This window comes from Rhodococcus sp. GXMU-t2271 (assembly GCF_041414735.1).
Taxonomy (GTDB): Bacteria; Actinomycetota; Actinomycetes; order Mycobacteriales; family Mycobacteriaceae; genus Rhodococcus; species Rhodococcus indonesiensis.
This window is the reverse complement of the sequence record NZ_JAUIZP010000043.1, coordinates 107026-128885: the sequence shown is the minus strand read 5'-3', so window position 1 is coordinate 128885 and position 21860 is coordinate 107026. Positions and strand designations below refer to the sequence as shown.

The following is a 21860-nucleotide window of genomic DNA, read 5'->3' as shown; positions in this document are numbered from 1 at the left end:
GCGGAGACGGGCCGGTCAGCCGAGCCGCTTGTGGTAGACGACGACGTCGCACGGAACGGCGAGCAGCGGAACCAGTTCTGGGTACATGACCTCGGGGCCCTCCGTCCGCACCGGCACGTATCCCATTCGCGGATACCACTGCGACAGGAACACCTTCGACGGGTGCTCGAAGTCTCTGGGCTGGATGATCTCGAGCTGCATGATCTCGTTCCCGAGCCGCGCCGCGTGGGACTCGGCGAACCGCACGAGGGCACTGCCGACGCCGGCGCCCCGCACCTCCGGGTCGGCGGCGAGCATCCCGAACTCGGCGACGCGGGCATCGAGTTGCACCACCTTCACGCAGCCCACGATCCGGTCGCCGAGCGATGCGACGAAGAGCTGACCGGCACCGGAAAATTGGGCGATCTCGGTCGCCGAGGTCCGGGTGGCCCCCTTCGGCCACATGCCGTCCTCGGCGACGGCATAGACGGCATTGACGAGGTCGGCGACCACCTTGGCGGTGTCGTCACTACCGTCGGCCGAGCGCACCAGCGGCGCGATGCTCAGTTCCCCAGAGTCCGTCAACGTCTTTCACCCGAATTTCTCGACGACCGCCGCCCGCTTCAACCGAGAACGGGCGGTCCGGCTTGCCGGAACAAGCCTAGCCGACCGCGGCGACGCGACCGTCCCGGCTGCCGCACGGCCGGGACGCTCAGCCGGGCAGCGCGCCGACGGCGGGCCTCGACGCCCCGAACTTGGAGGCGAGTTCACGCCGGGCGGCCCGGTCGCCGGCCCGTTCGAGGAACCGCCTGCCGGTGCGCGTGCGGGCGACCACCGTGGAGGCGACGACGTTCTTGACCAGTACCGGAGGAACGGCCCAGGCGGAGGTGACGGGCAGATCCAGCTCCCGCAGGCTCTGCGTCCCGAGGAAGTACCGGAGCATGCTCAGCAGGCGCTGCCGCTCGTACCGGCCGCGCACGTCGCCGAACCTGCCGTAGTCGAGGGTGCGCTGGCCCTCCACGAGGGCTCCGGACAACGCGGCACCCGCGGGCGTGACGTCGTCCTGCACCAGCAGCACGTGGTAGTTGAACACGTGCTGCTCGCGTTCGGTGTCGAACAGCCAGTCCTCGTCGATGCCCATGAGCCATCCGACGTACTTCCACAGGTGCATCACCGCCCGGGACTCCTCACGGGTGACGTAGTACCCGAGTGCCCGCATGCCGAGCAGCAGCGTGCCGTTGAACAGCCCGAGAGTTGCCGCCTGGTCGGTCTGGTTGATCGGCAGACCCCAGCGTTCGACGTCCCATCGGCCGTTGGTCTCGAACTGGTGGTTGATCAGCGCATGCATCGCGCGCACGTGCACCGTGAGCTTGAATCCCTCACCGTTCCTGCGCATCCCGCCCGGCTCGCCGACCGCGGTTCCCCACTTCTGCGTTTCGCCGAGGCGCCGCATCGCGGTCGAGCCGGTCAGGCCCCCGGTCTCGACGAGCAGATCCGGCGGTCCGCCGAACCGGTAGCCGCCGATGAGCGACAACTGGAGCAGCACGTCGATGCGGCTGCGGCCCATCCTGCGGAACGCCCGGGCACCCTTCTCCAGCAGGTCGAAGTCCACCCACTCCGGGACGTCGTCGACCACGGAGAAGAATTGCCGCAGAGCCTCCGGCGCATCCGGCACCGCGTCGATGCCGTGCTCGAGCGCCCGATGGAACTGCGCCATGCTCACCCGTTCGGCGTCCGTCCGGGGGCGGCGCATCGCGTGCACCAGATCGGCGCCCACCTCGTCGCGGGCGAACATCCGCCGGCCGATCCGGTCGAGCAGTTCCTCGTCGACGGCGCCGATCCGCGCGTAGGCGCGCAGGGGACGTCCGATGCGCTGGTTCCTGGGCCGGATGCCGGCGTACCGGCGCGGGTAGCGGGCCGCCTGCGGGTCCTGCCGAATCTCGTGTGCCACCATGAGCCGATGCTGACACGAGCAAATACTCGCGTTCAATTCGCGTTCGGGCGGCGCCGGTGAGGCCGGCGGAGCAGAATCGGCTGCGCCGGGTGCCGCAACAACGCCGCTCCCAGGCGATGGTCGAGCGCATCGTGACCGCCGGCCGGGAAGTCCTGCTCACCCACGGCTACGAGGGCGCCTCCACCAACCGGATCGCCGCCGCGGCCGGCATCAGCCCCGGCTCGCTGTACCAGTACTTCCCCGGCAAGGACGCCATCGTGGCCGAAGTCGTCGACCGGTGGACCGAGGAGGTGCAGACTCGCATTTCGCACGTGTTCACCGATGCGCTCGACGCCCCCACCTGGACCGAATCGGTGCGGACCAACATGCGGGTGCTGCTCGAGGCGCTCGGCGAGAACCCCCGGCTGCTGCGCGTGCTCGTCGAGCAACTCCCCCGCACGCCGGACAGCCGGCTGGTCGCGTTCGAACACCGCATCGACGCGCTGCTGGCGATGTGGCTGCGCTTCAACCCCGGCCGGCGCCGGATCGAGCATCCCGATGCCATCGCGTGGATGCTCGTCCGCACCGTCGAGAACGTCGCGGTCGGTTATGTGCTCGATCAGCCGCCGATCGAGCCGGACGTGGTCGCGGACCAGCTGACAGCCATGATCACCGCCTACCTCAGGGAGATCCTGGTCTGACTCCCTGCCTCCATCGTTCCGCGACGACCCACTCCGCACGCCTCAGCAGCTGCTCCGGCAGCGTCGCAGCTGGCCGGCCAGGTATCGCCTGGCGCGGCGATGTCCACCCACGCTGTCGAGTTCGAGGTCCAGCGCGTTCAGGAGCGTCGCGAGCAGGCTCGCCTGCGGGGCCCAGCCGTGCCGGTTCCGGCACTCGGCGAGCCACTCGACCGGACCCCGGTGACCGCGGTCGGCGTTGCATCGCCGACACGCGGCGGCCTCGTTGGCCGCGATGCTGGGACCACCCTTGACTCGTGGCACGAGATGTTCGGTGGTCGGCGGAATCAACGGTCCGAACCGCCGGCCACACCACAGGCAGCAGCCGTCCTGTCGTTCGACGGCGAGCGTGAGTCTGGCGGCGCGGTCCACCTGTCGATCCTGACCGAGTCGCTCCCCGAGCGCCAGTGCCCTGCGGACTGCGGTGCAGGGCCGAGCGTTGTCGTCCCGTTCGCTCAGAGATGACAGGCACTTGCAGCAGTGGCCCCGAGGCCACTTAGACGTAGCTCGGCCGTCGGAATCTCCCGTGGCGGAGATCACGTTCATCCGGTAGGCATTCGCGTTCCCTGCGCCGTACCATCTTGCGCGGGTGGGGTTCCGGGGGGGATACGACATTCGAGGCGTCCGAACGACAATTCGGGATCTGGACGGCTCCGCGCGCAATTCCCCTCCTTGCATCACTCCGTCATGCAATTTCGGTTCCATCGAGGGGGGTCATGCATTCTCGCCACACCGTCGTCACGTCCGGACATGCACTGCTGGACGGGCTGGTCACTTCATGCGTCGAGCACCCCGATCGGATAGCGGTGACCGATCTGCGTTCGTCGTCGCAGCACTCGTTTTCCGACATCCAGCACGCGGCCGAATCCGCAGGGACGCACCTGCACCAGTTGGGTGTACGGGCAGGCGACAACGTGGTGGTGACGCTGCCGCTGGGGGTCGAGCTGATCGCATACTGCTACGGCGCATTCCTGGTGGGAGCAGTCCCCGCGTTCCTCGACCCCAACCAGCCCCCGGACACGCTGGCCGCGTGCCTGACCGACCTCGAAGCTCCTGTGTGGGTCTCCGAGCTGCCGTGTCCCGGAGTGGATCTCTACGACGGCATCATCTGTGCCCCGACGAGCGCCGCCTTCGACAGCGATCGCCTCGGTACTGTTCTGCCCGACCTGAGTCGGACCGAAAGGCAGTGGGACATCGCCGATACCGTGCTGCTGCTCTACACCAGCGGAACCACGGGCATCCCCAAGGGCGTGCCGTGGACCTCGCGCGAGCTCGCCTCGCAGATGCGCTACTACCGCAGCGACGAGATCTCCTCCGAGTTCTGCCTGTTTCCGCACCTGGCGCTGGTGGCCGTGGCCATGGGCCGACGCGTGGTGTTGCCGGACCTGGACACCGTTCAACCCGCCCACTTCGACGTCGCTGCGCTCTACCGGCAGCTGGCCGGCTCCGGCAGCGACTACCTGTTCGCTTCGCCACTGGTGTGGCATCGCCTGATCACCCATACGGATCAGCATCACCTACCCGCCCCGGCATTGCGGCGGGTGGCCACCGCGGGTTCGGCCATCGGTGCCCGGCTGGTCGAACGCATGCAGGACAGGCTCGCCCCGGCCGAGGTCGTGGTGCCGTATGCAAGCACCGAAGCGTTGATGCCGATCACCCTGATCGGCGCCGACGAGCACGTATACCGTTCGAAGCTCGGAACCTGGACCGGCAAGGGCACCCCGCTCGGGCGGCCGGCCGTGGACATGGACGTCGCTGTCGTCGAACCGCAGTTCGAGGGGCCGTACTTCGACGTAGCGCTCGATGGCCTTCCTGCCGACCGGACCGGCGAGATCGTCGTTTCCGGCGCTCGGGTGAGCACTACCTACTTCCACCGCGACGACGCCGTGCGCGCCGCCAAACTACGCGACACGAGAACCGGTGAGATTTGGCATCGTACCGGGGATTTCGGCTACATCGATCCATCGGGCCTGGTGTGGTACCTGTGCCGCCGAAAGGACGTCGTCGACTCCCGACACGGCCCGATCCATCCCGATGCGCTCGAACAGATGTGGAACATGGTCACCGGGTTCCTGCTCAGCGCAGTAGTGTATCTCGAGGATCTCGACCGCCTGTTCTACGTCTTCCCCCACGACGAGGATCCCCGCGCCGTCGACCTCGGCACCATGGCCGTCCTCGCCCAGCGACTGCACTTGCCCGGGCCCACCCCGGTGCACCTGTCCACCGCCCTACCGACCGACCCGCGGCACAACAGCAAGATCGACCGCGGGCAACTGCGCCGCCTCGTCGAGCACCTCGTCGCGACGGAGGGCCTGTGACCACTACTTCCATCGTCGAACATCCTGCCGAGATCATCGACATCTACCTGCGCGTGTGTGCCGACGAGGACCGTTTCGTGGCTCAGTCCGTCGCTGCGTTCGACACCGTCGGCCTGAACGGTCCGGTTCTCGACTGTGCCGTCGGCACCGGTTTCGGCACCCTCCGACTGCTCGAGGCCGGCTATCCGCTGGTGTGTTCCGATGGCAGCGTGGACATGCTCCGCCGATTTCGGCTCAACTGCGCCGAGGCCGGTCTGTCCCACGACGCCGTCCACGCCCGCTGGGAAGACCTCGGTCGGGTGTTTCCTGCCGTGTTCGACATGGTCATGTGCCGCGGCAACTCCCTCGCCTACGCCGACACCTGGGACAACGATGTCCCACTCGAACACGACCTCGATCGTCTGGCCACCCACGTCGCCGGGATGGCCGGAGCCCTACGCCCCGGCGGGGCACTGCTGGTCGATCTGCCCGCCACCCGTCCCGGCGCCGCCAGCACTCGACTCCTCGAACACCGCGGATCCACGACCGTCGGCGAACCTGTCACCGTGGTCGAACAAATCCACACCGACCCGACCACCCGGCTCCGCCGCTGGAACGTGACCATGACCGTGGGGACCCACACCTGCCAGTTCTCCCGCTCCTCCTACCTGATCGATCTCGACACCCTGCGAACAGTCCTGCGGCTGTGCGGCTTCGCCGCCATTTGCACACTGCCCGACCTGTCTCCGCGCGATCACTACAGCACCGTGGTCGCGATCAAGGAACGAACGCGGCCCAACCACCCGCGTCACCGCACCCCGGTCCTCACCTCGGCCAGCTCACTGACCACCGACCGATGACCGCACCTCGCCGGCCGGCCGTGGATTTCGAGAGTTCGGCCGGCCGGCGACAGCTGACCGTCGCTACTGCCGCCCCCCTGCCGCGCGGGTCGTGAACGACAGCACCAGGCAGGGAGGGGTGGGCGGCGTCGCGGTAGATCTTTGGGTGACGGGACGGCCCCCCTGCAGGTGGAAGGCGTCCGGTGCGGCGTACTGCGCACCCATCGGCTCGGGCTCGGTCGACAGCTTGCCGCGCGGGCGCAGGTACAGGTACAGGCACCGGTATCCGATGTCCTTCGGGGGCTACTGACTTCCGGTCACCTGCTCGCGGGATCTCTCGACGACCACGGTCCCTGCGGGTTCGTCCACGATCGCCACCGCACCTCTCCCGGGCGGCGCGCAGCGACGAGCGCGTGGTCACCGGACGGCGTTCACCGACTCAGGAAATACTATGCTGCCCAGCACCTTTCGCATTTCGTCGAGCAGCGCCGGGTCGGCTCCGGCGAAATGCCGCGCCGACACCTCCTCGCTGAGCCGGCGCGCTTCGTCGCAGAGCGTACGGCCCTCGTCGGTGGCGACGACGAGCTTGTTGCGCCGGTCTCCCGGATCGGCGGTGCGGGCAACCAGGTTCCGGGTTTCGAGTTCGTCGACGATCGCGACGATCTGACTGGGGTCGAGCCCCATGTCCGCGGCGATGCGGCGCTGCGCCACACCGGCAGGTTCGTCGCATGCGAGGGAGAGCACCGTGTAGGGGCGCACCCGCAGCCCGAGCGGGGCGAGGGCCTCGTTCACCGATCGCACCACCATCGCACTGGCACGGGTGAGCAGAAATCCCAGGTCGTCCTCGAGGACGCGTCGACGTTCCATTCCGGCAGCCTTTCGTCGCGACCCTCAGGGTATCAGTTCCTCAATCGTTGACATTTTCAATAGTAGATGTTCCCATGTGATTGGGAGTACATCGGTTCGAGCAACGGAGGATCTCGTGGACCTCAGCAACAAAGTCGCCGTCGTCACCGGTAGCGGACAGGGCCTCGGCCTTGCCTACGCCACCGAGCTGGCCCGTCACGGCGCCGCGGTCGTGATCAACGACGTCGACCAGGGCACCGCCGATGCCGCCGTCGCGACGATCACCGCCGCGGGTGGACGCGCCGTCGCCGTCGTCGCCCCGGTCGGACCGACCGAGACGGCGAAGCAGCTCGTCGCCGCCGCGGTCGAGCACTTCGGCCGCCTCGACGTGATGGTGACCAACGCCGGCATCCTGCGCGACAAGGTGCTGTGGAAGATGACCGACGACGACTTCGACGCCGTGGTCGACGTGCACCTGCGCGGCACGTTCACGTGCGTGCGCGAGGCCGTGCTGCGCTTCCGCGAGCAGGGCGACGGCGGCCGCATCATCGCCATCGGTTCCCCGGCCGGGCAGCGCGGCAACTTCGGGCAGACCAACTACTCCGGCGCCAAGGCCGCCGTGGTCGGGATGGTCCGCACCTGGGCGATGGAACTGCAGCGCGCCGGGATCACCGCCAACGCCGTGTGCCCCGTCGCCGTCACCGCGATGACCGAGACCGTGCCGATCTTCGCGCCCTACATAGAGCAGATGAAGCAGACCGGTGAGCTGCCCGCGGTGATCCGCCGCGAGGTCGGCATGGGCACCCCGGAAGACGTCGCCGGCCTGATCGCCTTCCTCGCCTCCGACGACGCCGCCGACATCACCGGGCAGGCGTTCTCCGTCGGCGGCGACCGCCTGGCGCTGTGGTCGCATCCGCAGCTGACCGCCACCGCCTTCCACGACGGCGGCTTCTCCGCCGACGACGTGGCCGCGCAGTGGCCCATCGTGTTCGCCGACCGCGTCGAGTCCGTCGGCGAGGAATTCCCCGAGGAGGTGCTCGCCAAGTGAGCCGCTACGAATACGGGATCGACTTCGAGGCGATCGAGGCGATCGACATCCACACCCACGTCGAGATCGACGGCTGCGGACACCGCTCCATGGACGACGAGCTGATGGCGGCCTCGGAGAAGTACTTCAAGTCCGGCGAGGAACGCACCCCCACCATCGACTCCATCGCCGAGCACTACCGGCAACGCAACATGGCCGCCGTCGTGTTCACCGTCGATGCCCAGTCCGCCACAGGCCACGCCCCCAACTCGGTCGAGGAGATCGCCGAGCTCGCCGCCACCCACAACGACGTGCTCATCCCCTTCGGCTCCGTCGACCCGCTGCAGGGCAAGGCCGCTGTGAAACGGGCGCGCCGCCTGATCGACGAGTACGGCGTCAAAGGCTTCAAGTTCCACCCCAGCATGCAGGGCTTCGAGCCGAACGACCGGCAGTTCTACCCCCTCTACGAGGCTCTCGTCGAGGCCGGCGTGCCCGCCCTGTTCCACACCGGCCAGACCGGCATCGGCGCCGGGCTGCCCGGCGGGCACGGCATCAAGCTGCGCTACTCCGACCCCATGCTGCTCGACGACGTCGCCGCCGACTTCCCCGACCTGACCATCGTCATGGCCCACCCCGCGGTACCGTGGGTCGACGCGCAGATCTCCATCGCCACCCACAAGGCCAACGTCTACATCGACCTCTCCGGCTGGTCCCCGAAGTACTTCCCGCCGCAACTGGTCAAGGCCGCCAACACGATGCTGCGCCACAAGGTGCTGTTCGGCTCCGACTTCCCCGTCATCCAAGTGGATCGATGGCGCAACGATTTCGCCACTCTCGACATCAAACCCGAGATCGCCCCGATGATCTTCAAGCAGAACGCACTGCGCGTTCTCGGCATCAAGCGCTGAGCACAGGAGGCCCCATGACCATCCCCGCCACCTCCACCACCCACGTCGCCACCCTGGCCGACCTCGAGGCATTCGTCGGGCAACCGCTCGGCGTCAGCTCGTGGATGGCGATCGAGCAGGACCGGATCCAGACCTTCGCCGACGCCACCGACGACCATCAGTGGATCCACCTCGACGTCGAGCGGGCGAAGAAGGAGAGCCCCTTCGGTGGGCCCATCGCCCACGGCTACCTGACGCTCTCCCTGATCATCCCGATGTGGAGCGAGGTCCTGAAGGTCGACAGTGTCACCATGGCCGTCAACTACGGCCTGAACAAGGTCCGCTTCACCAATCCCGTGCCCGCCGGTGGCAAGGTCCGCCTCTACGCGACACTGAAGTCGCTCGAGAAGCTGCCGAAGGGCGGCGTCCAGATCACCATCGACGGCCTGATCGAACTCGAGGGCAGCGAGCGGCCCGCCGTCGTCGTCGAGGCGGTCTACCGCATGTTCGAGTAGCAGCCGCCGCCTGCAGTCGCAGCGAATGTGCCCTTCTGTCGGCTGAAGGGCACATTCGCTCGTTTCAGGCCGCCTCACGGCCGGACGAACGCGGGCAGCAGCGTCTGTGCGACGCGTTCGTTCCAGCCGGCGTCGATGTCACCGCTCCGGGCCCGTTCCGCGAAGTAGGCACCGACGATGCAGTCGAGGAAGGTCTCGACGTCGAGGTCGGTCCGCACGGTCCCCCGGGCGATGTGGCGCCGCACGACCTCGGTCAAGGTGCTGCGGTGGCGCACGAGTACCGAGCGGATGAGATCGGTGAACGCGGGGTCCGCATCGGTCACCAGCGCGGCGAGACCCCCGAAGCCGACACCCCCGTCGACCGAACGCAGGGACTGCTCGGCCAGCCACGTCAGCACCTGCTGCGCGGTGGCATCCGGCGCGGGAGGCGACGGTTGCGCGATCGGCTCCATCACCGCGGTGAGCATCTCGTCCCGGTCGCGGTAGCGACGGTAGATGGTGGTGCGGGCCATGCCGGTGTGCGTGGCCACGGCTTCGATCGTCACGGCTCTGGGCCCTTTGCGGCGGAGCAGTTCGAGCACGGCATCGGCGATGCGTTCTTCCGGCGTGGCAGTGCCCTCACCGACCGCAGTGCCCTCACCGACCGCATGGCCCTCACCCGACCGCATGCGCCCCTCCGTCCGCCGTCCCGACTTCGACGATCATCCTACAACAGCGCTACACTCTCTGTAGCTACGCAACATGTAGCGATTCGAAGAGAGGTGCGCACATGAAGATCTCGAACTCGTTCGCCGGAGCGATTGCCCTGATCCTGGGCATCGTCACCATGACCGCGTCGGTGTGGTTCGACACCACCGCCGTCGGCTCCGGCGTCACTCTCGGACTGGGTGCCATCGCCGCGATCTACGCCCTGTGGTCGCTGATCGCCCGTGATCCCACCAAGGATCACTGGTCCCTGTCCGTCGTCGGCCTGATCCTGTTCATCTCGCCCTGGGTCGGACAGTTCGCCGGCGACGGAGCAGCCTGGACCGCGTGGATCGCGGGCGCGCTCATCATGCTCGTCGGCAGCAGCGCGTACCTCGCCGACGAGTCCGCCGACGTCACGGCCTCGACCCGGGAGCAGGAACGCCGCGCCTACACATCGACGGCCCTCTGAGAAGACTCACCGAGAACGCCCACCGAGAACGTCGAAGGGGAGGTTGCCGGCGACGTGTCGCGGCAACCTCCCCTTCGAGGGTCCGAAGAACCTACACCAGCAGTTCGGCGATCTGAATGGTGTTGAGGGCAGCGCCCTTCCGCAGGTTGTCTCCCGAGACGAACAGCGCGAGTCCGCGGCCGTCCGGCACGCCCGGGTCCTGCCGGACCCGGCCCACCAGCGACGGATCCTGGCCGGCGGCCTGCAGCGGCGTCGGAACGTCCACGAGGCGCACGCCGGGGGCGTTCGCGAGCAGTTCCTTCGCGCGCTCCACCGACAGCGGGCGTTCGAACTCGGCATTGATCGACAGCGAGTGACCGGTGATCACCGGCACACGCACGCAGGTACCCGAGACCAGCAGATCCGGCAGCCCGAGGATCTTGCGGGACTCGTTGCGCAGCTTCTGGTCCTCGTCGGTCTCGCCGCTGCCGTCGTCGACGAGCGAACCCGCGAGCGGCAGGACGTTGAACGCGATCGGCGCGACGTACTTGTCCGGGGCCGGGAAGTCGACGGCGCTGCCGTCGTGCACGAGCTTCTCGGCGTCGCCGATGACGGCGCGGGCCTGACCGAGCAGTTCCTCGACGCCGGCGATGCCGCTGCCGGAGACCGCCTGGTAGCTCGAGACGATCAGCCGCTGCAGGCCGGCCTCGTCGTGCAGCACTTTCAGGACCGGCATCGCGGCCATGGTGGTGCAGTTCGGATTGGCGATGATGCCCTTCGGCGGATTCTTCGCCTCCTGCGGGTTGACCTCGCTCACGACGAGGGGCACCTCGGGGTCCTTGCGCCAGGCCGAGGAGTTGTCGACCACGACCGCCCCGGCGGCGGCGAACCGCGGCGCCTGGGCACGCGAGAGCGTCGCACCGGCGGAGAACAGGGCGATGTCGATACCCTTCAGGTCCTCCTCGGAGGTCGCCGCGGCGTCCTCCACGACGATCTCCTCACCGCGGAACGGCAGCTTCTTGCCGGCCGAGCGGGCCGAGGCGAAGAACCGCACCTTGTCGGCGGGAAAGTTGCGCTCCTCGAGCAGGGTGCGCATGACGATGCCGACCTGGCCGGTGGCACCTACGACTGCGATGGTGGTCATGATCTACCGTCCCGTTCCGGCGTGGACGACGGCTTCCTCGTCACCACCGAGTTCGAAAGCGGCGTGCAGGGCGCGCACCGCGTCGTCGAGTTCGGTGTCGTCGACGAGCACCGAGATACGGATCTCCGAGGTCGAGATGAGGTCGATGTTGATGCCCGCGTCCGCGAGAGCCTCGCAGAACTTCGCCGTGACGCCCGGATGGCTCTTCATGCCGGCACCGACGAGCGAGACCTTGCCGATGTGGTCGTCGAACAGCACCTGGGTGAAGCCGATCTCCTCCTGCTGCTTGCTCAGCAGCTCGACGGCACGCGGGCCGTCGCTCTTGGGCAGGGTGAAGGTGATGTCGGTCTTGCCAGTCTCCACCTTGGAGATGTTCTGCAACACCATGTCGATGTTGATCTCGGCCTCGGCGACGGCGCGGAACACCTTCGCGGCGTAGCCGGGCGTGTCGGGCAGGCCGACGACGGTGACCTTGGCCTCGCCGCGATCGTGCGCGACGCCGGTGATCAGAGCCTCTTCCACGGGGATGTCCTCCATCGATCCGGACACGATGGTGCCGGGCTTGGTGGTGTACGACGAACGAACGTGCACGGGCACGTTGTAGCGGCGGGCGTACTCGACGCAGCGCAGCATGAGCACCTTCGCGCCGCAGGCCGCGAGCTCGAGCATCTCCTCGAACGAGACCTTCTCGAGCCGCTGAGCGTCCTTGACGATGCGCGGGTCGGCGGTGAAGACGCCGTCGACGTCGGTGTAGATCTCGCAGACATCGGCGTCCAGTGCCGCGGCCAGGGCGACGGCGGTGGTGTCGGACCCGCCGCGGCCGAGGGTGGTGATGTCCTTGCTGTCCTGGCTCACGCCCTGGAAACCGGCGACGAGGACGATGCTGCCCTCGTCGAGCGCGGTCCGGACGCGGCCGGGGGTGACGTCGATGATCTTCGCGTTGCCGTGGCTGCCCGTCGTGATCACGCCGGCCTGGGAGCCGGTGAACGAGCGTGCCTCGGCGCCGAGCGAGTGGATCGCCATTGCGACCAGGGCGTTGGAGATGCGCTCACCGGAGGTGAGGAGCATGTCCATCTCACGCGCCGGCGGGGCGGGGCACACCTGCTGAGCGAGGTCGAGCAGCTCGTCGGTCGTGTCGCCCATCGCCGACACGACCACGACGACGTCGTTGCCCGCCTTCTTGGTCTCGACTATCCGTTCAGCGACGCGCCGGATCCGCTCGGCCGTCGCGACCGAGGATCCTCCGTACTTCTGGACGACGAGTGCCACGCTGGCGAACCTCCGGGGTCTTGGGTGCAAGTCCAGGGGACCAGCTTACCGATGCGGCCCGGAGGGATGCGGCCCGACCTGCCCCGACCCGCCGCGAACGTCCGGCGGCGACCTCCGCGGCAGACCGTAATCACCGGGCTCGACCGCGATCTCGGGCGGTGGCGGCAGCTGCGGGCGGAAGTGCCGGCGGACGCCTGCAGGTCCGCGCGGCGGGATGTGGCCGGAGAACGGCCACATCCCGGGTCGGACGGTTCAGCCCGTGACGGTCGTGCGCAACAGCATCACGTTGTAGTCGCTCCAGCGGGACGCGACGAAGTAGAGGTCGTTGCCGCTGGACCACGGGTGGATGTACGGCGCGTACAGGCCGCTGATCCGATCGCTGGTGACGAGCACGCGCGGCGCGCTCCACGGGCCCTCCGGCCGCGCGCTCGTGCGCATCTCGATCCGGCCGCCTTCCTCGTTGCCGTAGAGGAGGACGAACGTGCTGCCGGTCCAGTGCACCGACATCTCGCCGACCGGGCCGTCGACGACGGGCACCGCCGCATCGATTCCGCCGAGCACCCAGCCGGTGCCGGTCCAGAACTCGTAAGCGCCGAGGTCACGGATCTGCGCCTCGGGCACGCGGGAGACGTAGGCCGGTCCGAAGCGGCCGTTGGGCGTGCCGAAGTCGTAGACGTATCCCTCGTGCTTCACATACGCGTGCTGCTGGAACCCAGCATTGCCGACGGCCAGCTGCTGGACGCCGGGCACCTCCACGGGTGTGTTGATCCGCGCGGTGGCCGGGTCGACGGTCCACGTTTCACCGTTGTCGGTCGAGTACGCGAGGGCGGAGGCGTTGGTCCACCATTCTCCCGGGTCGCCCCAGGCGCGTACCGACATGAAGTTGATGTACTGGGTGCCGCCGACGGCAACGGCGGCGGTGGGCACGACGGTGGTCTCGACGCCGTCGATGCCGATGCTGCCGAGGATCTCCCGGGCGAAGTTCGGGTCGGAGGCGAGCACCGGCGCACCGGAATAACGCTCGCCGGGATGGGGGTCGGGTACGGCGATGCCGTCCGACAGATCGGTGTCCGCGCTGCGCATGAGGATGTTGCGGCGCCATTCGTCGCCCTCGACCGAGCAGTCGCCGAAGGTGTCGCCGAAGGCCATGAGCACCTGGCGGCCGGGGCCGGTTTCACCGTTGTCCCACATGATTCCCAGATCGGTACCCGAGACGGAGAACCGGGTGCCGGTCCGGTTCGGGCTGCTCGGCCCGGTGACCCAGGCGACGGTGCGGGTGGGACCGGAGGTGAGCGTCGGAAGGGGTCCCTGTGGTGTCCCGGCACCGGGGTTGCTGCTGCCGAAACCGCTGCTTCCGGGTCCGGAATTCCCGCAGGGTTCGGCGTGAGCGGTGGCGGCGAACGGCACCGCGCAGCCGAGCGCCAGCAGCAGCGCGGAGGAGAACGTCGTCGCCGACCGGACCGCGCTCATGGACTCTCCTCCCGTCCGGATGACCGGATCGCGTCTTCCGCAGGACTTCTGTGACAGGTGATGCTCATGTGACGAATGAGGTCAACGTATTGGATCGGCACGGACCGCGACGGGGCCCTCCGTATCGATCCCGTCACGTTCGCGCGAGCCGGGCTGCCGGGGACCGGTCGTGGAACCTCCCACCTCCGGGTGGGCTCCGGCGGGGCCGGCGAGTACACTGCCTGGCATGCAGCGCGCGCTTCTCCTCGGCCGCCGCGGCGGGATCTGACCAGACCGGCTTCCCGTCGCGGGGTGTTGTCGCGCCGGTCGTATCCTCATCCGGACTCACCGGTCCCCATTTTTTGGAGCTACGTCATGTCACCCGCCGACGCATTCACCTCCGGCTCGCGCACGATCACGCCGCCAAGCAAGCCCGCTCCCGCCGATCAGCCGGGGTGGAACAAGCAGAAGAACTCTTCGATGCCGACCTACCGGTACCGGCCGTTCGCCGAGGAGGTCGAGCCGGTCACGCTGCCCGACCGCACCTGGCCGGACAAGATCATCGACCGGGCACCCGCCTGGTGCGCCGTGGACCTGCGTGACGGCAATCAGGCGCTCATCGACCCCATGAGCCCCGCCCGCAAGCGGCGCATGTTCGACCTGCTGGTACGCATGGGCTACAAGGAGATCGAGGTCGGCTTCCCGTCGGCGAGCCAGACCGACTTCGACTTCGTCCGGGAGATCATCGAGGACAACGCGATTCCCGACGACGTCACCATTCAGGTGCTGACGCAGGCCCGTCCCGAACTGATCAAGCGCACCTTCGAGGCGTGCGCAGGGGCTCACACGGCCATCGTCCACTTCTACAACTCGACGTCGATCCTGCAGCGCCGCGTGGTGTTCCGGGCGGACAAGGACACGGTCAAGAAGATCGCCACCGACGCGGCCGAGCTGGTGCTCGAAGAGGCGAAGAACCACCCCGACACGAACTGGCGGTGGGAGTACTCCCCCGAGTCGTACACCGGCACGGAACTGTCGTATGCCAAGGAGGTGTGCGACGCGGTCGTCGACACCCTGGGCGCGACGCCCGAGAACCCGGTGATCATCAACCTGCCGGCCACGGTCGAGATGGCCACGCCGAACGTGTACGCCGACTCGATCGAGTGGATGCACCGCAACCTGGCCAAGCGCGACTCGATCATCCTGTCGCTGCACCCGCACAACGACCGCGGCACCGGCGTCGCGGCCGCCGAACTGGGCTACCAGGCCGGCGCCGACCGCATCGAGGGCTGCCTGTTCGGCAACGGCGAGCGCACCGGCAACGTGTGCCTGGTGACCCTGGGCCTGAACATGTTCAGCCGGGGCGTGGATCCGCAGATCGACTTCTCCGACATCGACGAGATCCGCCGCACCGTCGAGTACTGCAACCAGCTGCCCGTGCCCGAGCGGCACCCCTACGGCGGCGACCTGGTCTACACCGCCTTCTCCGGCAGCCACCAGGACGCCATCAACAAGGGCATGGACATGATGAAGGCCGACGCCGACGCCGCGGGCACCGACGTCGACGACCTGACCTGGGCGGTGCCGTACCTGCCCATCGACCCGAAGGACGTGGGCCGCAGCTACGAGGCCGTGATCCGGGTCAACTCGCAGTCCGGCAAGGGCGGCGTGGCGTACATCATGAAGCACGACCACGGCCTGAACCTGCCGCGGCGGCTGCAGATCGAGTTCTCGCAGGCGGTGCAGCGGGTCACCGACGGTGAGGGCGGCGAGGTCAGCCCCAAGGAGATGTGGGACATCTTCCACGAGGAGTACCTGGCTCCGACCACTCCGCTCGAGCGGATGCGGCAGAAGGTCACGGCGGCCGAGACCGACGATGGCACCGACACCGTCACCGCGGTCGTGAAGTATCACGGCAAGGAGCAGGAGATCACCGGGTCCGGCAACGGGCCGCTCGCGGCCTTTGTCGACGCCCTGGAATCCCTGGGCTACCAGGTGGCCGTCCGCGGCTACGCCGAGCACGCCATGTCGGCCGGCGACGACGCGCTCGCCGCCGCGTACGTCGAGGCGGACGTGACCCGGCCCGACGGCGTCACAGCTCTGGTCTGGGGCGCCGGAATCGCACCGTCCATCACGACGGCCTCGCTGCGCGCGGTGGTGTCGGCGGTGAACCGGGCGCACTGAGCCTTTCGAGTCCCACGAACGCCTGTCGATTCGGCAGGAATCCGGACGAATGCGGCGGTACTCTTCCCCGGGGAGTGCCGTCGCATTCCGCGTTTTCCCACCGCGCGCGTGCCCCACGAAAGGGAGCGTCACATGGATTTCTGGGACATCATCTGGTTCATCATCGTCAGCTTCGCGTTCATCGCGTACCTGATGGTGCTCTTCTCGATCATCGGCGACCTGTTCCGCAACCACCAGCAGTCCGGCTGGATCAAGGCGATCTGGATCGTCTTCCTGATCTTCGTGCCGTTCCTGACCGCACTGATCTACCTGATCGTCAACGGCAAGGGCATGGCCGAGCGCTCCGCTAAGGAATACGCGCAGGTCAAGCAGGCCCAGGACAGCTACATCCGCGAGGTCGCCGGCAAGTCCCCCGCCGAGCACATCGCCGACGCCAAGGCGTTGCTCGACGCGGGCACCATCACCGAAGCCGAGTACCAGGCCCTCAAGGCCAAGGCGCTGTCCTGACCACCCGCCCGCAGGACCGAGAGCGATGACGTCGGATCCGGTGCTGGTCGACCGCGACGGGCCCGTCACCAGCATCGGCATCAACCGTCCGCACGTGCGCAACGCCGTCGATCGGGCGACGGCCGAAGCGCTGGCCGGCGCCTTCCGCGCCTTCGACGCGGACGACGACGCGGCTGTCGCCGTGCTGCACGGCACCGGTGGCACCTTCTGCGCCGGCGCCGACCTGAAGGCGATCAGCGAGGGACAGCCGAACCGGGTCGCCCCGGACGGGGACGGGCCGATGGGTGTGTCGCGCATGCGGCTGTCCAAGCCCGTCGTCGCCGCGATCTCGGGGCACGCCGTGGCGGGCGGGCTCGAACTGGCCCTGTGGGCCGATCTGCGCGTCGCCGAGGAGGGGGCGGTGCTGGGGGTGTTCTGCCGCCGCTGGGGCGTGCCGCTGATCGACGGCGGCACGGTGCGGCTGCCGCGGCTCATCGGCGAGAGCCGCGCGATGGATCTCGTCCTGACCGGCCGCGCCGTCGACGCCGAGGAGGCATTGCGCATCGGGCTGGTCAACCGGCTCGTCCCCGCCGGCCAGGCACTCACCGCGGCCCGGGCGCTCGCGGCCGAGATCGCCGCCTTCCCGCAGACCTGCCTGCGACGGGACCGCCTCTCGCTGCTCGAGCAGCACGGGCTCGCCGAGGACCAGGCCATGCTCAACGAGTTCCGGCACGGCGCGGTCTCCCTGGCGCACGACACGCTCGAGGGCGCGTCCCGGTTCGCCGGCGGTGCCGGGCGGCACGGCAGTTTCGGCGAGCCCGGTACCTAACCGTCCGCGCCACTGCCGTCCACGCCACTGCCGTCCGCGCCACTGCCGTCCACATCACTGCCGTCCCACACCACCTGCCCGTCCGCCCGCATGCGGGCACCCGGCGCCGCCTCGTGCGCCAGTAGGCGGCCGTCGTGCATGAGGTGCTCGACGTCGCGGCCGAAACGCAGCACGACGACGTCGGCGACGAGGCGGCGGTGGCATCGCCACCACACGCTCTCGCTGCACATCATCGCGGTCCGGCGCTGTGCGGACTCCTCGAGCAGCCCGTCGAGCGCGTCGGCGAACTCCTCGGTGCGGGTGTGGGCGGCGTAGGCGGCGAACTGCTCGACCCGCCACCACGAGTCCTCGGGTGTGGTCCCGGCAGGGAGCCGTCGCCGGCCGCCGAGCCGCCGCTCGAGCCGGTAGTCGATGCCGGCATCGGCCAGCCATTGCGTCATCGCGTCGCTCGACAGGTCCGGGTTGCGCCGGCTGCCCGGGAAGCGGCGGACGTCGACCAGCGACTCGACGCCGGCGGAATGCAGCAGCTCGGCCAGCTGCGTCCGGTCGAGCCGTCCGTGCCCTACGGAGAGCAGCATCGCGACGATCCCTTCCCTCGGGTCGGTTTCCCTCCGGCGTACTCACTCCGCCGGCATACCCACCCGCCCGGCATACCCCGCTGCCGGCTGTCGCATGCCCGTCCCCACGCCCGCGGCCGGCGCGTGCCGGCAGCCACCCGGCGACGCGATCGGCAGTTCCTCGAACCGGCCGTCCGGGAGGCGCAGGTGCACATGCACCGCCCCGGCGACCACCCCCAGCGGTTCGCGACCGAGCAGGCGCGCGAGCACGTAGGTCGCGCTCAGGCTGGTCACGTCGCGGATCACGCCGAGCGGCAGCAGCGAGCCCGTCTCGGCGAGCACCTCGCGCTCCCCGGCGCGCAACACCAGCCGCAGGCCCGGTGCGATGCCCTGGACGGCGAGCGAGACCGCGACGTTGTCCCGGTCGTCGGACCCCACCGCGGCGAGCGCGACCGCCCGACGGACCCCGACGCGCTCGAGCAGCCGGCGGTCGCCGCCGTCGCCGACCACTGCGGGGATGTTCAGGTCGCGCACCAGCCGCAGATTGCGCGCATTGGTGTCCCGCTCGACACCCACCACCGGGATACCGAGGTCCCGCAGCTCCCGGCACAGTCGCAGACCCACCTGCCCGAGGCCCACGACGATCACGTGCCCGGAGCGGGGCAGCGAACGAGGGCCGAACAACGCGGTCAGGCGCGGGCCCAGCAGCCGGTCCACGACCCCGGCGGTGAACATGGCGGTGAACACGATCGTCGCCAGCATCGCGGTGGACGCGATCGCGGCGTATGCCTCGTTGCTGTGCGGGTCGGCCGCCGGTCCGACCGTGGTGACCACGCGGACTGCCTCGTGGAACGCGTCGATCGTTCCTTTGCCCTCCCCGAAGGTCAGCCAGGCCCAGTCGCCGAACAGCACCGCCGCCAGCCCGAGCAGCCCGGCCAGCAGGATGCGCGTGCCGGTCTCGTGCGTGCGCAGCACCGCGGTGAGCTGACCGGCCCACCGCTGCCACAGGATGCGGCGCGGCACCGCCACCGGCACCTCGTCGAGCACGTCACCGGCCACGCGGATGCCGCGCGGTCCGCGGGTGGAGGTCACGGCCAGCAGGTCGGGTGCCACGCACGGCCCGGCCAGGGACGCGGCAGCAAGATCGGCCGGCGACGTCACGTCGCACTGCGGCAGGAACCGCGCGAGCTGATCGCCGATCGTGCGGTCGAAGATCGTCGCGACCATCGGTGCGTCCGGCTGCAGATGCGCCGCGGCGAGCGCATACCGCAGGGCGACCACGTCGTCCTGCAGGAGCACCGCGATCCCGGCGACCGGCGGCCGGTCCAGCAGGGCCCGCAGCTCCTCGTCGTCGGGCCGCGGCGCGTGCCGCACGGCGCAGCCCAGGGCGACGAGTGAGGCGCAGACCCGGCGCGCGACCGTGGTGTCGCCCACCACGACGTAGGTACCCGTGTTGCTGGTTGTGTCCGCATCCGCCACGGCGACCACCTCCCCGCCCCAGGGGACCACGCCACCTGGGGGGGACGCATCCGGCACCGCCGGTCCTGTGAGCGATTCGCACCGGCGCAGCGGCGTGTGACAGCGCGGACACGGCGGCGCCGCGGCGCTGCCGGCGGCGCTGTGGAAAACTCGCGACGTGGGTACAAGCACTCGAATCACCGGGCGCGGGCGGCTGGCGCTGCGCGCAGCGAAGGCCGCCTCGTGGGCGTCGCTGAAGGCGGGACGTGGCAAGGGGTCGATGATCGGCGGTCTCGTCGCGCTGAAGATCGATCCGCGCCTGATGGAGCAGCTCGGCCGGGGCCGGCGCACCGTCCTGGTCACCGGCACCAACGGCAAGTCCACCACCACCCGGATGACGGCGGCGGCACTGGAGACGGTGGACTCCGTCGCCACCCAGGCCGACGGGGCGAACATGGACGCCGGCATCGTCGCGGCGCTGGTCGCCAACCAGGACGCGCCGCTCGCGGCGATCGAGGTCGACGAGTTGCACACCCCGCACGTCGCGGACGCCCTCGACCCCGAAGCGATCGTGCTGCTCAATCTGAGCCGCGATCAGCTCGATCGGGTGGGCGAGATCAACATGATCGAACGCAAGCTGCGGGCCGGTCTCGAACGGCACCCGGACGCGGTGGTCGTCGCGAACTGCGACGACGTGCTCGTCACGTCCGTCGCCTACGACCACCCGAACGTGGTGTGGGTGGCAGCGGGTGCCGGGTGGGCGGGCGACTCGGTCAGCTGCCCCCGCACCGGGGAGCCGATCCTGTGGGAGGACGGGCACTGGCGCAGCACGGGATCGGAATTCGCGCGGCCCGAACCGGATTGGTGGGTCGACGACGAGAATCTCTACGGCCCGGACGGGCTGGTGCTGCCGATGACGCTGACCCTGCCCGGGCGCGCCAATCGGGGCAACGCCGCGCAGGCGGTGGCCGCGGCGGTTGCCCTCGGCGCAGATCCGGCCGCGGCCGTCGCCGCCGCGGGTGTCGTCGAGGAGGTCGCCGGCCGGTACAAGACCGTGCAGGTCGGTCCGCACTCGGTGCACATGCTGCTGGCGAAGAACCCGGCCGGCTGGCAGGAGGCCCTGTCGATGATCGACCCGACGGTCGACGGTCTGGTCATCGCGGTCAACGGGCAGGTACCCGACGGGGAGGACCTGTCGTGGCTGTGGGACGTGCGGTTCGAGCACTTCGAGGGCGTGCAGGTGGTGGCGTCCGGCGAACGCGGCACCGATCTGGCCGTGCGGCTGACCTACGCCGGGGTCGAGCACACGCTGGTGGCCGATCCGGTCCGGGCCATTGCGTCGTGCCCGCCCGGACGGGTCGAGGTCCTGGCCAACTACACCGCGTTCCGGGATCTGAACACCGCCCTGGCGAAGGGAGCTGCGCATGTCTGAGTCCACCGTGCGGATCGGCCTCGTGCTGCCCGATGTGATGGGCACCTACGGCGACAGCGGCAATGCGCTGGTCCTGCGGCAGCGCCTGCGGATGCGCGGCCACGACGCCGAGGTCGTATCGATCAACCTGACCGACCCGGTGCCCGATTCCCTGGACCTGTACACCCTCGGCGGGGCCGAGGACTCGGCGCAACGCCTCGCCACACGGCATCTGCAGCGGCATCCGGGTCTGCAACGGGCAGCCGAGCGGGGCGCCCCGGTACTGGCGATCTGCGCGGCCATCCAGGTGCTCGGCAACTGGTACCAGACGTCGGCGGGCGAACGCGTCGACGGCGTCGGCCTGCTCGACGTGACCACCGCTCCGCAGCAGACCCGCGCCATCGGCGAGGTGGTGACCACTCCCCTCGCCGACGGGCTGCACCTGCCGTTGACCGGATTCGAGAACCACCGCGGCGGAACGACCCTGGGGCCGGATGCCCGTGCCCTGGGCCGGGTCACCCGGGGTGTCGGCAACGGCGTGGGCGACGGCGTCGAGGGCGCGGTGCAGGGTTCGGTGATCGGCACCTACATGCACGGACCGGTCTTGGCTCGCAATCCCGAGTTGGCGGACCTGCTGCTGGCACGCGCGCTCGGCGTGGACTCGCTGCCGCCGCTGGATCTGCCGGAGGTCGAGCAGTTGCGGCGCGAGCGACTGGCCTGACCCGGCGTCCGCGAACATCCCCTGGACAGGGGTTCGGCCCGGGAAATCGCTTTCGCGTTCACCGGGCCGGATCTCTGCTTCACGAGCCTCTGTCGTCCTCGGACGTCTGCTCGATTCGCACTACCGATGTTATCTGCATCACACCCCGAGCGCAAGG

At 69.2% G+C, this 21860-nt stretch carries 22 protein-coding genes; 12 read left to right on the top strand and 10 right to left on the bottom strand.

The features are described from left to right. Positions 1-15: 15 nt before the first annotated feature. A complete protein-coding gene (locus QYS60_RS16825) occupies positions 16-528 on the bottom strand; it encodes a GNAT family N-acetyltransferase (protein WP_371383721.1) in 513 nt (170 codons plus the stop codon). A 163-nt stretch (positions 529-691) separates the two neighbouring features. Beyond that, a complete protein-coding gene (locus QYS60_RS16820; RefSeq protein ID WP_371383706.1) occupies positions 692-1933 on the bottom strand; it encodes an oxygenase MpaB family protein in 1242 nt (413 codons plus the stop codon). A gap of 56 nt (positions 1934-1989) precedes the next feature. On the opposite strand from QYS60_RS16820, the gene QYS60_RS16815 reads away from it, so the two are divergent. Further along, complete coding sequence (locus QYS60_RS16815; RefSeq protein WP_289377596.1) at positions 1990-2613, top strand: TetR/AcrR family transcriptional regulator; 624 nt, start codon at positions 1990-1992, stop codon at positions 2611-2613. A gap of 42 nt (positions 2614-2655) precedes the next feature. Here the strand turns inward: QYS60_RS16815 and QYS60_RS16810 are convergent, their stop codons facing one another. Further along, positions 2656-3021 carry an HNH endonuclease gene (locus QYS60_RS16810; protein WP_289377597.1) on the bottom strand — a complete coding sequence of 122 codons (366 nt, stop codon included), beginning with the start codon at positions 3019-3021 and terminating at the stop codon, positions 2656-2658. A 344-nt stretch (positions 3022-3365) separates the two neighbouring features. Here QYS60_RS16810 and QYS60_RS16805 point away from each other — a divergent pair, with 344 nt between their 5' ends. Further along, positions 3366-4967, top strand: a complete 1602-nt coding sequence (locus QYS60_RS16805; protein WP_003935341.1) for an AMP-binding protein — start codon at positions 3366-3368, stop codon at positions 4965-4967. Next, on the top strand, positions 4964-5806 hold the full coding sequence (locus QYS60_RS16800; RefSeq protein ID WP_371383705.1) for a class I SAM-dependent methyltransferase: 843 nt from the start codon (positions 4964-4966) through the stop codon (positions 5804-5806). The genes QYS60_RS16805 and QYS60_RS16800 overlap by 4 nt, the downstream gene beginning before the upstream one ends. Before the next feature lie 396 nt (positions 5807-6202). Here the strand turns inward: QYS60_RS16800 and QYS60_RS16795 are convergent, their stop codons facing one another. Then, positions 6203-6652 carry a MarR family winged helix-turn-helix transcriptional regulator gene (locus tag QYS60_RS16795; protein WP_371383704.1) on the bottom strand — a complete coding sequence of 150 codons (450 nt, stop codon included), beginning with the start codon at positions 6650-6652 and terminating at the stop codon, positions 6203-6205. 115 nt (positions 6653-6767) lie between these two features. On the opposite strand from QYS60_RS16795, the gene couN reads away from it, so the two are divergent. Genes couN through couM form a run of 3 tightly spaced genes read left to right on the top strand, consistent with a single transcriptional unit; the run spans position 6768 to position 9060 of the window. Beyond that, positions 6768-7679, top strand: a complete 912-nt coding sequence (couN, locus tag QYS60_RS16790; RefSeq protein WP_371383703.1) for a 4-hydroxyphenyl-beta-hydroxyacyl-CoA dehydrogenase — start codon at positions 6768-6770, stop codon at positions 7677-7679. Continuing rightward, complete coding sequence (couO, locus tag QYS60_RS16785) at positions 7676-8566, top strand: 4-hydroxyphenyl-beta-ketoacyl-CoA hydrolase (protein ID WP_003935345.1); 891 nt, start codon at positions 7676-7678, stop codon at positions 8564-8566. The genes couN and couO overlap by 4 nt, the downstream gene beginning before the upstream one ends. Before the next feature lie 14 nt (positions 8567-8580). Then, positions 8581-9060: a p-hydroxycinnamoyl-CoA hydratase gene (gene couM / locus QYS60_RS16780; protein ID WP_371383702.1), complete on the top strand. Its 480-nt coding sequence runs from the start codon at positions 8581-8583 to the stop codon at positions 9058-9060. Positions 9061-9134: 74 nt separating this feature from the next. Here couM and QYS60_RS16775 read toward each other — a convergent pair whose 3' ends face one another. Then, positions 9135-9728 carry a TetR/AcrR family transcriptional regulator gene (locus QYS60_RS16775; RefSeq protein WP_371383701.1) on the bottom strand — a complete coding sequence of 198 codons (594 nt, stop codon included), beginning with the start codon at positions 9726-9728 and terminating at the stop codon, positions 9135-9137. Between the two features lie 101 nt (positions 9729-9829). On the opposite strand from QYS60_RS16775, the gene QYS60_RS16770 reads away from it, so the two are divergent. After that, positions 9830-10216, top strand: a complete 387-nt coding sequence (locus tag QYS60_RS16770; RefSeq protein WP_371383700.1) for an SPW repeat protein — start codon at positions 9830-9832, stop codon at positions 10214-10216. A 91-nt stretch (positions 10217-10307) separates the two neighbouring features. On the opposite strand, the gene QYS60_RS16765 is transcribed toward QYS60_RS16770, so the two are convergent. The 3 genes from QYS60_RS16765 to QYS60_RS16755 all read right to left on the bottom strand — a co-directional run bounded on the left by QYS60_RS16765 (position 10308) and on the right by QYS60_RS16755 (position 14078). Beyond that, positions 10308-11339 carry an aspartate-semialdehyde dehydrogenase gene (locus tag QYS60_RS16765; RefSeq protein ID WP_289377606.1) on the bottom strand — a complete coding sequence of 344 codons (1032 nt, stop codon included), beginning with the start codon at positions 11337-11339 and terminating at the stop codon, positions 10308-10310. Positions 11340-11342: 3 nt separating this feature from the next. Continuing rightward, complete coding sequence (locus tag QYS60_RS16760) at positions 11343-12608, bottom strand: aspartate kinase (protein WP_003935350.1); 1266 nt, start codon at positions 12606-12608, stop codon at positions 11343-11345. 252 nt (positions 12609-12860) lie between these two features. Next, positions 12861-14078 carry a DUF4185 domain-containing protein gene (locus QYS60_RS16755; RefSeq protein ID WP_371383699.1) on the bottom strand — a complete coding sequence of 406 codons (1218 nt, stop codon included), beginning with the start codon at positions 14076-14078 and terminating at the stop codon, positions 12861-12863. Between the two features lie 354 nt (positions 14079-14432). On the opposite strand from QYS60_RS16755, the gene leuA reads away from it, so the two are divergent. From leuA to QYS60_RS16740, 3 genes are all read left to right on the top strand, one after another. Beyond that, complete coding sequence (gene leuA / locus QYS60_RS16750; protein WP_003935353.1) at positions 14433-16241, top strand: 2-isopropylmalate synthase; 1809 nt, start codon at positions 14433-14435, stop codon at positions 16239-16241. 132 nt (positions 16242-16373) lie between these two features. Then, positions 16374-16748 carry an SHOCT domain-containing protein gene (locus tag QYS60_RS16745; protein WP_003935354.1) on the top strand — a complete coding sequence of 125 codons (375 nt, stop codon included), beginning with the start codon at positions 16374-16376 and terminating at the stop codon, positions 16746-16748. Between the two features lie 25 nt (positions 16749-16773). Beyond that, positions 16774-17556, top strand: coding sequence for a crotonase/enoyl-CoA hydratase family protein (locus QYS60_RS16740; protein ID WP_371383698.1), 783 nt, complete (start codon positions 16774-16776; stop codon positions 17554-17556). On the opposite strand, the gene QYS60_RS16735 is transcribed toward QYS60_RS16740, so the two are convergent. Continuing rightward, complete coding sequence (locus QYS60_RS16735; protein ID WP_289377609.1) at positions 17553-18134, bottom strand: DUF488 family protein; 582 nt, start codon at positions 18132-18134, stop codon at positions 17553-17555. The genes QYS60_RS16740 and QYS60_RS16735 overlap by 4 nt on opposite strands. A 42-nt stretch (positions 18135-18176) precedes the next feature. Beyond that, positions 18177-19592, bottom strand: coding sequence for a TrkA family potassium uptake protein (locus tag QYS60_RS16730; RefSeq protein WP_371383697.1), 1416 nt, complete (start codon positions 19590-19592; stop codon positions 18177-18179). A 157-nt stretch (positions 19593-19749) separates the two neighbouring features. On the opposite strand from QYS60_RS16730, the gene QYS60_RS16725 reads away from it, so the two are divergent. Both QYS60_RS16725 and QYS60_RS16720 read left to right on the top strand, forming a co-directional pair. Then, positions 19750-21003 (top strand): MurT ligase domain-containing protein, encoded by a 1254-nt coding sequence (locus tag QYS60_RS16725; RefSeq protein ID WP_371383696.1) that lies wholly within the window; start codon positions 19750-19752, stop codon positions 21001-21003. After that, the gene (locus QYS60_RS16720; protein WP_289377930.1) at positions 20996-21703 is read left to right on the top strand and encodes a type 1 glutamine amidotransferase; all 708 of its coding nucleotides are present in this window, start codon (positions 20996-20998) and stop codon (positions 21701-21703) included. Before QYS60_RS16725 ends, QYS60_RS16720 begins: the two co-directional genes overlap by 8 nt. Positions 21704-21860: the final 157 nt, after the last annotated feature.